Source organism: Chitinophaga sp. 9-1-y (assembly GCF_059511905.2).
The window spans coordinates 1,393,434-1,407,863 of the sequence record NZ_CM197955.1 but is presented as its reverse complement, the minus strand read 5'-3'; the positions used below and the strand labels follow the sequence as shown (position 1 = coordinate 1,407,863).

Here is a 14,430-nt window from a genome sequence, read left to right as displayed (position 1 = left end):
TACTCCTAAAAGCAGGCGCCTATAAATTTATTAAAACGATTGCCTGCAAAAAAAGATCATGTTACCTTCCGGCTACTGTATTTATAGTCGCGGCCCCGGTCGTTCTGCAACAGAAATATCTTTCTGTAAGCATCCCATTGATCAGACCCCGAAAGAACCGTACTTAATCAGAGCTTGATTGATTTGATGACAGAAACAGTATACTGTTTAACTCAAATAGTCACGGCTTAATCTGACAATAAAGGATTAACGCTAAGTGCTATTACATATAGCATTTCTCTATTGGAAAATTAACTGTTTATGTAGCATTCTCCACGTTTTCCCTTATCTTTGGCAGTAAAGTGGGGTAGGTTACAACCTTCACTGTCAGTTAATAATATTTTGGTCAGAAAAAGAAGCAGGGTTTAGACATCCCTCTGGGATAAAATGTGTTATCATTTGTTTGGGTAGTGTAAGATGACGATATTGCTGAAGGGTGCATTAAATCATAAAGGACCATTTTTGTGAAAATGCTTAATAGCCCTAAGAAATAAAGAATAATTTATTTGTATAATACCAAAATGTTAAACCTGAATTATAAAAATATGGAAATTCAAAACTTTGTAAAGCACTTCGCAGATCAGTTTGAAGAAACAGATCCTTCTGATATCACTCCAGCGACTAAATTTAAAGAGTTAGGTGAATGGTCCTCTTTGACTGCATTAGCTGTTATTGCAATGATCGATGATGAATATTCGGTGAAAATAACGGGCGATAATATTAAAAATGCAGATACCGTGGAAGACTTATTCACGCTGATTAAAGCCAAATAAGTTTATTAGTCAAATCATTTACAACATTGTCGTGTACAATCCCTTTTCATTATTAGGAAAAACCGTATTTATCACAGGAGCGTCTTCTGGAATAGGAAGGTCTGTTGCCATTGTATGCTCAAAAATGGGCGCAAAGGTTATTATAACGGGCAGAAATGAGGACAGATTAAAAGATACGTTCAACAGTCTTGAAGGCGAGGGGCATCAATATCATATTTGCGATTTAAATCAGGCTGATGAATATAAAAATATGGTTGAGACATTACCCGATTTGGATGGTGTTGTGCATAGCGCCGGAATCTCCAATTTTAAGCCCATTCAGTTTCTTAAAGAGGGTGATTACAGCGAGATGTTTGGTATTAATGTTTTTGCTCCTGCCCAAATTACAATAGCCTTATTGAAAGCCAGGAAACTGAAAAAAAACGCTTCCATAGTATTTATAACATCCATCAGCGGCATTTTAACTTCTTATTATGGGGGATCACTTTATTCTTCTACGAAGGGGGCATTAAATGGAATGCTAAAGGGGATGGCATTGGATCTCTCAGCTAAAAAGATCAGAGTAAATGGTGTAATGCCTGCCATGATTAATACTGATATATTAAATAATGGGACATTAACGAGTGAGCAAGTAGAAGCGGATGTTAAAAAATATCCGTTGGGCAGATATGGAAGTGTCGAAGAAGTGGCATACGCAGTAATCTATTTATTGTCAGAAGCATCATCATGGACAACCGGGACGAATATACTTTTAGATGGTGGGCGAACAATTTCTTATTAATATGAAAGCATTTATTAACTGTATATCCTATTATTTACCAGAAAAGATTGTTACCAATCACGATTTAGTGAAGGAGTTTCCTGAGTGGACTGCTGAAAAAGTGGCTGATAAGGTAGGAGTTAGCAAAAGACATATCTCGGCAACGGGCGAATTTGCTTCTGATTTAGCTGTTAAGGCAACAGAAAAACTTTTTAGCGAGAATAATATTGACCGCTCCAAAATTGATTTCATACTTTATTGCACTCAATCACCAGATTATATTCTGCCAACCACTGCTTGCCTGTTGCAATCCCGTCTTGATTTACCTACCACTGCAGGAGCTTTGGATTTTAACTTAGGTTGTTCGGGATTTGTTTATGGTTTATCATTGGCAAAAGGATTAATAGCCGGAGGGATCGCGAAAAATGTGATCTTAATTACCTCAGAAACCTATAGCAAGCATATTTATTATAAGGATAAAGGTAATAGAACAATCTTTGGTGATGCAGCAGCTGCCACTTTAATTTCAACGGAGGGCTTTGCAGAGATAGGAGATTTCTCATTGGGTACAGATGGCAGAGGTGCGGAGAATTTAATGATAAAAACCGGAGGTACCCGGTTTAATGAAACATTGAATGATCTGCATTTTGACGAGAGTGGCAATCCAATCTCTTCAGATCATTTGTATATGAATGGAACTGAGATTTTCAATTTTACACTGGAAGCTGTTCCTGTATTGGTAAAGGATACCCTGGAGAAAAATAATTTACGCCAGGATGAAATAGATTTATTCGTGTTTCATCAGGCTAATAAGTTTATGATGAACTTCCTTCGAAAGAAGATTAAAATTGAAGAGAGCAAGTTTTACTATTATCTTAACGAAGTCGGAAATACAGTATCATCTACCATTCCAATTGCACTTTATCACGCGCAACAAGATAAATTATTGCGTGGCAATATACTTTTGGCAGGATTTGGTGTTGGGTATTCATGGGCTGGAAATGTTTTAAAAATCGTCGGATGAGTAATAGTGTAAGTATTTATGATATTAGACAGTGTAGGGCGCAGGATTTAGATAAAGTTAAGCATTTCATTGATGTCCACTGGAGAAAGGGTCATGTATTGGCAACTTCTCAGGAATTAATGGACTTTTGCCATAAAAACAGAGAAGGACTTTACAATTATATCATAGCTATAAATAAGACTTCGGATGAAATAGACGGTCTTATAGGATTTATACCTACTTCCCATTATGATAAGGAATTGGCAGATGAAGGAGATTGCTGGGGCGCCATCTGGAAAGTAAGAGAAGACATCGTTAATGACGAAATAAAGACGCTGGGACTATTCCTTTTTGAAAAGTTTACTGAGACTACAAACCTCAAAACATATGGCGCAATTGGAATCAGTAAAATTGCTAAAAAAATATACAAAGCATTAAGATATAAGACGGGTACCTTAAATCAATACTTCATTGTTAATGAATCCCTCAGGGAATTTAGTATTGCCCGCATTAATACCTATAGCCGTACAACCTCGGCGGAAACCCCAGGTGGTGCCACTTTAAAATATATTGATGATTTAAGGCAGGTCAATAATATTGAGTGTTTATACAGTCCGAAAAAATCTATTACCTATTTCATAAATAGATATGCGAACCATCCATTTTACAAGTATCGTTTCCTGGGTGTGTATGAAGATGATGTGCTCATCACTATTTTAGCATTGAGGACAATCACTATTGAAGGGGCAAAGGCCATAAGAATTGTTGACTTATTAGGCGAATATGATTCTCTGCCAAACTTATATAATGAATTTCAATCTGTTTTGGCAGCAGAGAATGCCGAATATGTAGACCTGGTTAATTATGGCATGCAAGAAGAAACCTTGTCGAAAATGGGTTTTCATAAATTAATGGTGGAAGAAGCTACAATTATTCCTAACTATTTTGAGCCCTTTGAATGTAAAAATGTTGAATTGGAGTTTGCTTTCAAATCACCCCGTTCATATATGATCTTTAAAGGAGACTCAGATCAAGACAGACCTAATATCTTATGATGCAAAAGTCAGATTTAACAGTGGTGATGTACCATTATGTGAGGGATTTACAATTCTCAAGGTACCCCAAAATAAAAGGCCTCGATTTTTCCCTTTTCAAAGAACAGGTGTTGTATTTGAAAAAACACTACAATTTTGTTACTGTAGAACAAATTATTGCTGCTTATAAGGGGGAAGGAAAACTGCCGGAAAAGGCGGTAGTGCTCACCTTTGACGATGGCTACATCGATCATTTTACACATGTATTCCCATTTTTAATGAATGAGAAAATACAAGGTGCATTTTATCCACCCGTTAAAACGATCACTGAGCATACAATATTAGATGTCAATAAAATTCATTTTATACTTGCTGCGGTTAACGATGTTCAAATATTAGTTGAAGAAACGAAGAAACAGTTAGCGCTATACAAGGAAGAATATAATCTACAGCCTTTTCAATATTATTACGATAAACTGGCTGTTGCTAACAGATTTGATCCAGAGGAAGTTGTTTTTTTTAAGAGATTATTGCAGGTGGAGCTTGACGAGGGTTTACGGGCTAAGATAGCACAACATTTCTTCACTAAAATTATTGGGGTTGATGATAGTGTTTTCAGCAGAGAGCTTTATATGACAACGGAACAGCTGAAATGTATGGTTGCATGTGGTATGCACGTGGGAAGTCATGGTTATGACCACTACTGGCTTGGCTCGCTAACCAGAGAAGGACAAAGAATAGAGATAACAAAATCTATGGATTTCATAAAGGAAATTGGCGGAAATTTGAATTTGTGGAGCATTTGTTATCCTTATGGAAATTATAATGAAGATACCATATCCTTATTAAAGGAATATAATTGCTCTCTTGGATTTACAACAGTAGTAGATTTGGTGGATATTAAAAATGATGGCGACTCACATCTTAAAATATCCCGGTTAGATACAAATGATTTACCCAAAGACCGAAATGCTGAACCTAACGAATGGTTTAATAAGGCGCGTTAATGGTGAGTGGTAAAGAGACTAAATATAGGTTCCAGGCAGTGTTATAGTACCAGAACATAAAGTATCCGGTTTCCGGCACGAAAAAGGACAAATCGAAGTAAACTCCGGTTTGTCCTTTTTCATTTTTGAGAAACACTGATCACTGATTCCCGGAAAATTTCCTGGTAAAGTCCCAATACCCCAGCATGGTAAAAACAAAAAAAAAACCTACACTATACCATTCATGCTCGGGCAACGGCCCCCATTGGGATTCATGAAAAAGAATGAAATACCTATTGGTAACAATTACAAGGATGCCATGCTGAAAAAACTGGGACTTTAACATCAAAAAATGAAAGGGACCTACCTGGCGCTATCCCGATCTCCAACATCAAAGCAAAAAACATAACTTTAAGGCCTGAATATCTATCATTTCTATACGCTTTTAAAAGTCTTGTCTATGGAGATAAATGATGCCGGCAATGGAAAATTAGTAACCCTATCAACCGCATTTGATACGAGGCCCAAGATGCTGCATCTCTTCTATTTCATCGTTTTATTTTCGACAGGGACGTACATGCTCCGTTCTATTTTGACATTCAGAGATAATGCAATAATATTCCTAATTGTGTTCGGCTTCATTATATCCGTAATTTATATAGGGGCTTACCGGCTTGCAAATAAAGCTGTTATGACGGAAAAGGTGCTCGTTACCAAGGATGCTTTGACGTTAATCAGGAAGGGAATTTTCAGATCCGTAAAGCAGGTATTTGATATACAGAAAATATCCCGCTTCAGACACCTGGTAAAACCAACTTTAACACAGCATCCGTTAGGAGGAGAAGGATTTGATTATCTGGGATTTGAGACTGAACAAAAGGTAATTAATGATATGCATGGGGATAATCAACTTGCTTTTGATTATGAAGGGAGAACTATTAAATTCGGTAATAATATCCCCTCGTGGGACTTTGATGAACTTGCATCAATAATTCTTATCCTAACAGGAAAAGATCTCACGGTGGTTGAAAAAAAAGAAGGCTATTATTTTGAGTGATAGCGCACGCTATAAGTATCACATCAGGTAGAGGGTGATCTCAAAAGTAAGATTCCGTTTCACCCTTTACTACTTAAATTACTCCCATGGATTCTGCTCCATATCTGTATTAAACAGCATCACCGCCGACGGGATCTGTAACGTATATTTTCTGGAAAAAAGTAGGTTTGGGGAGATGGCAGGCTGTCTATCACTGCTATTAATGAGATTCAAGTCAGGTCATTCTCCATATCCCATTGTGATTCATCAACAACAGTCATTCAGCACACGGTCATGTACAATCACAAATGTCATCCATAACAAAACCAGGATGACGAGCAAATTAATAATGGTGAATATTCTATAATAGCGTCTCCGAAAATCATTGGGTTTGTCAATAATTCTCTTTGCGTAAACCTTTGACGCAACTGGAATCAGCACCATTAGCCACAACACAATAAGCCCCGGATACAGACCAGTGACAGCGATGCCAACGATACCAAGCAGGGCTGCCGTAAGCGTTAATATCATTGATATAGTGGTAACAATGCTAAACGTTTTCATGTTGATGCTGGAACTATTCGAAAACCAGAGAATAACACACTTTGAAATTACGTTATTTTTCCAATGAATGCCTGTTTGAAAGAAAATGACCGATGTACAAAACATACATCGGCCATTTTCCATATAGAATTGTTCAGTAGGGGCACATAAAACAATCGTTTCTCTTTTATTGTGCGTTTAACGCTTCTTCAATTCTTGCAGGCGTTTTATCTTCGCTAGGTCTGGATGCATCAGCGTCGAATATTTTGCCATCTTTTCCAATGATGATATAGCGGGGAACACCCTGAATATTAAAAGCATTGGCAACGGCGCTTTTCATGCCACCGGCAGATAATAAGTGAATACCTTCTATTTTATCATCTGCAATAGCTTTTTTCCAGGGTGCTTCTTTGTCATCTACACTGATATAAAGGAAAACTACTTCCTTATTATCCTTAAATTTCTCATGCAGTTTAGGGCTGCCATTTTTCATTTCATAGCGGCAGGGGGCGCACCAGCTGGCCCAAAAATCCATATAAATTACTTTGCCGGCAAAGTCCTTCAACGTCACAGCTTTGCCATTAATATCTTTCAGTGTAAAGAACGGAGGCACTTTACCCGCTGCCAGGGCGAGCGTTTTACTATAGGACTCCTGTATTTTTTTAGCGTCTTCCCGGGTGGCGTATTTAGCTACGTAATCATCTATTGCCGGTTTCAGGGAGGTAATATCTTTCTCCATTCCTACCAGGCTATTCAACGTAATTTCCATCGCCATACTACGCACCTTTCCTGTATACCGTTGTTCTATCAGTTTTAACCGCTGCTTTAACACCTGGGGATATGTGAAGGTGCTGTCCAGTTTTCCTTGTTCAAGTAATTCACGCCAGCCCATAAAGGCGGGATAGGCGCCTCTCATAAAACTATTATAAGACTCATTGCCCAATAAATCATCTCTCATCTCTACGTTATCTGCAATCTTCCAGAAATCATCCGGCAATACTTCCGACATGGGTTTCTTGAAACCAAGATGATAAAAATACGGCGACAATACAAGAGAAGCTAATTTTCTGTACTTAAGGTTTACCGACTGATCTTTATAAAAGGCCGGTGTCACCTTTTGTTTATTGGCCTCCAGTATATCGATGGATTTCTGCTCTATGCGATTCACCATCTCACGGTATTCCTTCACTGTCATCTTAGTGGCATCGATGTTCGTATTATCCAGTACATATGCATAGAAGTATTCCCAAAATACTTTTGCATTTGCAGCGCCAGGGCCGGAGAACGTAGTATTTGCCTCAAAATCAGTTTTGATATTCAGTTGATCGCCGGATTCCAGGAACAAATACATCTGCCCTTTCTTAGGTGTATCTATACCCAGCCTGATTGTCTTCGGAAAAGTTCCTGCAAAGCGATGCGTAAATTTCCCTTCTTTATTGGCCCCAATCATGATTATATTTCCACCATCGACCAACCACATAGAGTCTACCTTCAGGGGGGCGATATCTATTACGATGGTCGCTTCCTTCTTTTGTCCAAAGATGACAGCAGCATATAAACAGCATATCACCAGTATGATACTTTTCTTCATCATTTTGTTTGTTTTATTTTTATAGATAATATTTTATACTTAACATAGCTTCCGTTCAGGCAAAGCCGTGCCAGGACTGCCGCTCAGCGCAGACAATCAGCTAACAACCAGATCTGTTATTTAAGAAATGCGGCTACGGATTTTGCGGCATATCCGGATTAGCATTCGCGATATACAATGGGATACGGAATGTTAGTCGTTCCGGACGCAGTGTATACGTGTTTTTCACGGTACCATTCATATCATAAACCAGGTGTGTGGTCCCAACGGTAGATTTATACACCGGATCTACAGAAAGGCGGCGCATATCAAACCAGCGGTATCCCTGTATGGGGAACTCCCGGATTCTTTCATTGAGAATAAATGTGGTTAGTGCTATCTTATCCGCTGCAATAGCTGTAGGTACAGTGGCTTCTCCGGCAGGCATACGCATTCGCCGGAATGCTTCCATGTCGGCCACCGCACCGGCCAGGTCATGTCCGCGCGATTTACATTCTGCTCTCAGCAGGTAGATGTCGGGGATACTGACGCCAGCATTATTTACTGCGCCACTTCCCCATGTTCTGAGCATCCCCTTGGGATATACGTTTGCAAAATCTGCAAACGGATTCGCTGTCAAAAATGCACGGCGATAATCACCGGGCAGGTAGAGACCCACTGTTTTGGGATTTAGTACAACACCGGAAAATACGTAGCTAAAATAGTTAGGGCTTTGCCTGAGAAAGAGTACTTCCTGGTCAATATTCAGGTTACCCCTGGCAGGCCCTGTGATCGGACTTACAGGCGTAAACGCGCCTCCGGGTGCCAGCTCTTTCTGAAAATCGTATAGCCCAACGGGGATGCTGGCGCCTGCAAGGTCGTTGATAGCGGCATTCAATTGTGGCAGCGCTTTATCGTATTGTCCCATGAAAGCGTATACCTTCCCCAGCAAGCCTTCTGCAGCCGGCTTCGACATCCTGATACGGTTGGTCAGCGCGGTAGGCAGATATGGTATAGCGCCTGTCAGATCCTCTACAATGAGATCATAGATTTCTTTTACCGTTGCCCGGGTAAATTTTGTTTGAGATACATCAGCGGTCAATACTTTCGGGACGGCCAGATCTGTAGCGGCAGTAGCTTCATTATAGGGCGCACCATAAAAATTAACCATCATAAAATATCCCCAGGCACGGCAGGCACGTGCTTCGGCTTTCAGCGATTGTTTTTGCGCTTCACTTCCTCCATTGGCGGTCATCACCTCATTGATGATTTTATTGTATTGATACATCACCCGCATAATCATTGTCCATTCCATGGAGGTGGCATCCGGCAGGTAAATATCATTTTCCCAGCGGAAAGGTTTTTGATTCTCCAGTAATATTTCACCCGTAAAATAAGGGTCTATGCCCGCCGCTTCATCACCGGACACCTGGTAGGAGGCGGTGGTGACCGTGGTGAGCGCGTTCAGCAGCTGATCATAATCCGCTGTTTTTTCTGCCACCAATACCCCTTTGGGATTAACTTCCAGAAAATCCTTCTTACATGCGGACATGAGCATCAATGCAACAAAAGGATAAATATATTTTCGATTCAGTAGCCCCATTTCATTAATTTTTAAAGTGTTAAATGAGCACCCAAAGTGATAGCCCCCTGGTTTACCGGCATAGCAGCCCTGGAACCAAACCTGGCATCCTGGAACTCCGGATCAATACCATCATGATTCGCTTTCCACAACATCAGGTTAGATACCTGCAGCCGAAACGTTAATTGCTCTGCGTGGATCTTCTTTACTGTAGCCACGGGCAGCGCATACGATAATGAGATATCGCGGATCTTGGCGTAGGAAGCATCTACTACATTATTGTTACCATATACGTAGTAGTCGGTATTGCGCCTGCTATAACTCTCCAGGGTACTTACAAACGAAGGGATATCCGTATGTGCTTCATCTCCCGGTTGCTTCCAGCGGTTAACAAAATCGGCATGCAAATTACCGGTGGTAAAATTCTGCGCCTGGATAAAGCTGTAACCGGTATAAGTGCGGTTCACATCGCGGAACATTTTGTTGCCGAGGTTGTAGATAATATTAATGTTCAGCGAAAATGATTTATAAACGAAAAGGTTCGATAGTCCCCCACTCCATGGTTGCTGATAAACGCCCATGTATACTACATCCCCTGCTTTTATGCCAACAGGATCTTTCGTAATACTTTTATCGTTCAATCGCACTTGTGGGTCACCCAGGTGATCCAGGCCCTCAAAGTTATAAGCCCAGAGCGCAAAGGCAGGATGTCCCTCCATATAATTGGCACTATTGATCATCTGCGCTCCGGTAGTATATGGGAACCGTTGCGCCAGTTTATCTATCTTGTTTCGGTTATAAGACATTGTCAACATAGTGATCCACTTGAATTTCTTTGTCAGGATGTTACCGGTCGACAACGTCAGTTCAATGCCCTTATTGGTAATATCCCCGGCATTGCCGAATAGCGTGGTAAAACCAGTGAGTGGATTAACTGGTACACTACCCAGCAGGTTGGAAGTTTTTTTCCGGTAGATATCAACGGAACCAGTAAGCCGTTCTCCGAGAAATGCGAAATCAACGCCGAGGTTGATGGTTTTGGTACTTTCCCAGGTCAGGTTGGGATTAGCCGGTGCAGAAACATATAAGGCTTTTCCGCCGGGAGCATTGGCCGAATTAAGCGCCGTCAGTACATCAAATGAAGCAGCGCTGCCTGGTATGGGTGAAATGCCGGTGATGCCATATGTCGCTCTCAGCGCCAGGTTATTTACCCCTCTGACGGCTTCAAAGAAAGGTTCATTACAGATATCCCACTTACCTCCTATACTCCAGACCGGCTTGCTCTGTGCCGCTTTATTTTTACCAAACAGGTTGCTCTGATCTCTACGCCAGGAGGCATTGAGGGAATATTTACGATTGTAGGTATATGCCGCGTTCAGGTACCAGGAAGTAAAACGGGACATAATTTCTTTTTGCATAAAAATTGAATCCGCGTTTAAGAAGGATCCGTTTGTAGAAGATGGCATAACAGGACTCGCTACGCCTTTAGAAGTTAATAGCTGATAGTTTACCAGTGAGTAGGTTTGTAAGCGCTGGTCGTAGCCGTATTGCTGGTTACTGTTATAAATGCTTTTTTGTTCCTGTGCTTCCTGTCCGGCCATGGCGGTAAACTGATGCTGCCCTTTCATCCAGTTGTGATCATAGACGAGTTGATTCCTGACTACCCAGTTATCCTGGTTGGCATTGATCAGGCGGTATTGTCCGCCGGTGGCAGGCAAATTATACACCGGGATATTACTGGCCGTAGGTACTACCGTAAAGTTGACCACTTGTACCCGTTGGTTGTAATTGGTATTATCATCGTATAGGGTAGTCCGGGTGTTCCCCTTTACATATCCGTACATGCCTTCAAACCGCAGGTCTTTCAGCAGGTTGATGGTCATACCGGTATTGATGCGGGTGAGTAATCCATTGCTTTTTGTTTCGCCGGTATGGATGTTGTCGATGGGATTATAATTCAGGTTGATCTTACTGCTAGCCTGCATCGTTGCCCGGGCTTCTTCGCTGAGATAGCCCATATACGGCATATCGATGCTTTTACCGGATCCGTCTCTGAATAGCTGGTAAGGCAGAAAGCGGGTATCCGGTGAAACAGCACGATTGGAAGAGGTAACGGTGTTGGTGATGTCTGCCAGTAAAAAAACTTTCAGGTATTTATTAAATTTAAAATCCTGCCGGGTATTTACTTTATACACATTGTTAGCATTACCCGGTGTATTATCCGTGGTACCTGTATATGCCAGTGATCCGTAAAAAGCGTATTTCTCAGCGCCGCCGGCAACAGAAAGTGTATGATTCGTTAATCTTGCCGGACGATACCAAACATCTTTTATCTGGCCGTGGTTGTTGATATGCGATAAGCTATCCAATTTAGCATTGCCTTGGGAAGCTGTCAGCACGCCTCTGTACATATCGTACAGTATTTGCCTGTCGGGCGACAGCCCGGTGGAGCTACTGTTTCCCGGATCATAGGCAGTAGCCGCGCCATAGGGCCGGTTTACCGGATCAAAAGTTTCTTTGGATGCCTGGATATATTGCTGACTATTTAATACCGGGAAATAACTAATATCGGGCTTGCCGCGAAAACTGATAAACCCATCGTAGTTCACTGACAAGCGTTCATTAGCTATTCCTTTTTTTGTAGTGATTACGATTACACCATTGGAAGCACGGGCGCCCCAGATAGAGGCCGCAGTAGCATCTTTTAACACGCTGATGCTTTCCACATCCTGCGGATTAACAGAAGATATATCATTGATAGGCATCCCATCTACTACGTACAATGGATTTTTATCTGCGTTGATCGTACTGAGTCCGCGGATCTGAAACATAGTTCCATCGGTAACGGCGTTGGGGGAATTATTGATCACCAGGCCAGGCACCAGGCCTTCTATCCGTTGCAGGATGTTCATGCTGGTACTACGGTCTCTTATCACGCCCATATCTGGGTTAGAAAAAGAGCCGGCGCTTCGTTCTTTTGAGATTTGCTGATAACCGGTATTTACGGTAACCACATCCAGTTCCGTGGGATCTGCCTCCAGTTCAATGATGGCGCCATCTGCGGTATTGAGCAGCGTTTTTCCTGCTCTCTTTCCTCCGTCTGTCACCATTGTTAATGCCCCTGCGGCATTCACACTAACGGTAATGTTGCTGAACCCCAGGTAGGTGATGTTCAGCAAATCGTTTTCTTTTACGGTAATTGTAAACTTTCCATTCGCATCTGTAACCGTACCGTGATTAGAGCCGGCGACCCTGATAGACACGCCCGGGAGCGGGTTGCCATCGGGGCCACGTACGATTCCTTTTACCGGTGGTACTGATACAAAAGGTGAAAGCGCCCGTTCTGGCAACGTGATTTTCCGGCTGATAATGATAGACGTATTTTTGATGGTGAAACCCAGGGACTGATCCCTGAATATTTCTTTCAAAAATATTTCCAATGGTTGGTTGTTGGCTGTAATGGTAACAGGGTGGGCATTTTTCAATACTTCTTCGTCGTATAAAGCAACGAAGCCCGTTTGTTTTTCCACTACTTCCAATACCTTTTCCAGTTTTATTTTACTCCCGGTAAAAGTGATGTTTTGGGAGAAGCTCCTGGCAGAAATGTGCAGGCAGCAAACAAGTATGATGATAGTGGTCAGTTTCATGACTCGCAGCATTTGGTTGATAAACCAGCGGTTTGTTAAAACAACACGCTCCTGGTTACAATAAGTACTTAATTGCATACATTTGCATCAGTTTATTGGTTGATAATAAAGCATTCCTGTATTGAGCAATACAATTGTTTTTGGGATCAGCCAGCACTTTATACCGGAAGTGGTGCAAACACTTCCGGTTTTTTTCTGCGGTTATCCCTGTTCCGGATCATCAGGGCATAGTTGTTTTTTTAATGGTGAATAAATGATTTTAATGGTGGTTTATTGTATCGTTAATGTTTTCCCGGTTAATGTATATGATATATTAAATTGAGAAAGTACATCGAGCATTTGCGACAATTGCAGGTCTCTCCCTAACTTCCCATGAAACTTCTTATCCGGTATTGGTCCCTTGTATACGATGTCCAGGTCGTACCACCTGGCCAGCTGGCGTAAGAAAGCGGCTGTCCCTTCTCCTTCCAGGTCGAATATTCCTTTTTTCCAGGCCATTGCTTTAGCGATGTTGGCGGGCTGTATATGGATATCTGCACCGGGCGTGGTGCTGGCTTCCTCTCCTGGCTTCAGCATACCGGCGGCTTTTCCATTTACTATTTTCACGCTACCCTGCAGCAGGGTAGTTTTAATGACTGGTTCATCGGCATATGCGTTGACATTGAAACTGGTACCTAATACTTGTATGGTAGTTTGTTTGTTGATACTCACGTAAAATGGTTGCTGTGCATTGGCGGCCACTTCCAGGTAAATTTCTCCCGTAATTTCTACGCTTCTTTCCCGGCCATTAAATGCAACCGGATAGGTAATGGAAGATGCTGCATTCAGCCAGGCCTTTGTGCCATCAGGTAATACCACATTGAACTGCCTGCCTTTGGGTGTAGACAATACATTCGCAGCAGGCGCACCGGTGTGTTGCCCATCCGGCGCATACGTAAGCGCATTATTTTGCAGTGTCACTTTGGTGCCGTTCTGGTTCGCTACTTCGCCATTGTGCATACTATCCAATACTACCACGGAACCATCAGACAGGGTTAATACAGCGCCATTTCTCCCGGGGGTAATGTCTGGATGCGTAATCACCTGCTGCGCCATTTCAGGCGATTTTTTCCGCCCGGCAGGTACCAGGAAATAAATACCGGTTGCCAGCAAGAATAATATCGCTGCTGCTGCTGCCCACCAATAGCCGTATAATGGACGTACTTTTGAAACTGTAACGGTTCCCTGCCGGAGTTGTTGCAACCTTTCCTGTAGCGCCAGCAGGTTCTTCTCCCGGCGATTAATATCTTCCGTGCCTACCAGGGACCGGGCCGCTGCCTTTTCGGCTATCACCTGATCCAATATATCACTGTTGCCTTTATCCTCCAGCATATCGAGGAAAGCAGCCGTTTGTTCCGGCGTCAGTGAATCGGTCAGATAAGCATCAATCATTTCAACAAATGGCGTGTTCATGAACA

General features: G+C 41.9%; 10 protein-coding genes. 6 read left to right on the top strand and 4 right to left on the bottom strand.

Going from position 1 to position 14,430, the window contains the following annotated elements:
• Nucleotides 1-584 precede the first annotated feature (584 nt).
• The 6 genes from AC5ZC7_RS05560 (at nt 585) to AC5ZC7_RS05535 (ending at nt 5,652) form a co-directional block, all read left to right on the top strand.
• Nucleotides 585-812, top strand: a complete 228-nt coding sequence (locus tag AC5ZC7_RS05560; RefSeq protein ID WP_496160583.1) for a phosphopantetheine-binding protein — start codon at nt 585-587, stop codon at nt 810-812.
• Between the two features lie 31 nt (nt 813-843).
• A complete protein-coding gene (locus tag AC5ZC7_RS05555) occupies nt 844-1,593 on the top strand; it encodes an SDR family oxidoreductase (protein ID WP_496160584.1) in 750 nt (249 codons plus the stop codon).
• Between the two features lies 1 nt (nt 1,594).
• Nucleotides 1,595-2,596 (top strand): beta-ketoacyl-ACP synthase 3, encoded by a 1,002-nt coding sequence (locus AC5ZC7_RS05550; RefSeq protein WP_496160585.1) that lies wholly within the window; start codon nt 1,595-1,597, stop codon nt 2,594-2,596.
• Nucleotides 2,593-3,630, top strand: coding sequence for a hypothetical protein (locus tag AC5ZC7_RS05545; protein WP_496160586.1), 1,038 nt, complete (start codon nt 2,593-2,595; stop codon nt 3,628-3,630). The genes AC5ZC7_RS05550 and AC5ZC7_RS05545 overlap by 4 nt, the downstream gene beginning before the upstream one ends.
• Nucleotides 3,630-4,616 (top strand): polysaccharide deacetylase family protein, encoded by a 987-nt coding sequence (locus AC5ZC7_RS05540; RefSeq protein WP_496160587.1) that lies wholly within the window; start codon nt 3,630-3,632, stop codon nt 4,614-4,616. The genes AC5ZC7_RS05545 and AC5ZC7_RS05540 overlap by 1 nt, the downstream gene beginning before the upstream one ends.
• A 439-nt stretch (nt 4,617-5,055) precedes the next feature.
• Nucleotides 5,056-5,652 (top strand): hypothetical protein, encoded by a 597-nt coding sequence (locus AC5ZC7_RS05535; RefSeq protein WP_496160588.1) that lies wholly within the window; start codon nt 5,056-5,058, stop codon nt 5,650-5,652.
• A gap of 709 nt (nt 5,653-6,361) precedes the next feature.
• Here AC5ZC7_RS05535 and AC5ZC7_RS05530 read toward each other — a convergent pair.
• From AC5ZC7_RS05530 to AC5ZC7_RS05515, 4 genes are all read right to left on the bottom strand, one after another.
• Nucleotides 6,362-7,768 carry a redoxin family protein gene (locus AC5ZC7_RS05530; protein ID WP_496160589.1) on the bottom strand — a complete coding sequence of 469 codons (1,407 nt, stop codon included), beginning with the start codon at nt 7,766-7,768 and terminating at the stop codon, nt 6,362-6,364.
• A gap of 130 nt (nt 7,769-7,898) precedes the next feature.
• Nucleotides 7,899-9,347: a RagB/SusD family nutrient uptake outer membrane protein gene (locus AC5ZC7_RS05525; protein ID WP_496160590.1), complete on the bottom strand. Its 1,449-nt coding sequence runs from the start codon at nt 9,345-9,347 to the stop codon at nt 7,899-7,901.
• A gap of 11 nt (nt 9,348-9,358) precedes the next feature.
• A complete protein-coding gene (locus AC5ZC7_RS05520) occupies nt 9,359-12,973 on the bottom strand; it encodes a SusC/RagA family TonB-linked outer membrane protein (protein ID WP_496160591.1) in 3,615 nt (1,204 codons plus the stop codon).
• Nucleotides 12,974-13,243: 270 nt separating this feature from the next.
• Nucleotides 13,244-14,425, bottom strand: coding sequence for a FecR domain-containing protein (locus AC5ZC7_RS05515; RefSeq protein WP_496160592.1), 1,182 nt, complete (start codon nt 14,423-14,425; stop codon nt 13,244-13,246).
• Nucleotides 14,426-14,430 lie beyond the last annotated feature (5 nt).

Excerpts from the sequence above, each read along its gene's own strand:
- AC5ZC7_RS05560 (WP_496160583.1), top strand. The coding sequence starts at position 585 with ATGGAAATTCAAAACTTTGTAAAGCACTTCGCAGATCAGTTTGAAGAA.
- AC5ZC7_RS05550 (WP_496160585.1), top strand. The coding sequence starts at position 1,595 with ATGAAAGCATTTATTAACTGTATATCCTATTATTTACCAGAAAAGATT.
- AC5ZC7_RS05545 (WP_496160586.1), top strand. The coding sequence starts at position 2,593 with ATGAGTAATAGTGTAAGTATTTATGATATTAGACAGTGTAGGGCGCAG.
- AC5ZC7_RS05540 (WP_496160587.1), top strand. The coding sequence starts at position 3,630 with ATGCAAAAGTCAGATTTAACAGTGGTGATGTACCATTATGTGAGGGAT.
- AC5ZC7_RS05535 (WP_496160588.1), top strand. The coding sequence starts at position 5,056 with ATGGAGATAAATGATGCCGGCAATGGAAAATTAGTAACCCTATCAACC.
- AC5ZC7_RS05530 (WP_496160589.1), bottom strand. The coding sequence starts at position 7,768 with ATGATGAAGAAAAGTATCATACTGGTGATATGCTGTTTATATGCTGCT.
- AC5ZC7_RS05525 (WP_496160590.1), bottom strand. The coding sequence starts at position 9,347 with ATGGGGCTACTGAATCGAAAATATATTTATCCTTTTGTTGCATTGATG.
- AC5ZC7_RS05520 (WP_496160591.1), bottom strand. The coding sequence starts at position 12,973 with ATGAAACTGACCACTATCATCATACTTGTTTGCTGCCTGCACATTTCT.
- AC5ZC7_RS05515 (WP_496160592.1), bottom strand. The coding sequence starts at position 14,425 with ATGAACACGCCATTTGTTGAAATGATTGATGCTTATCTGACCGATTCA.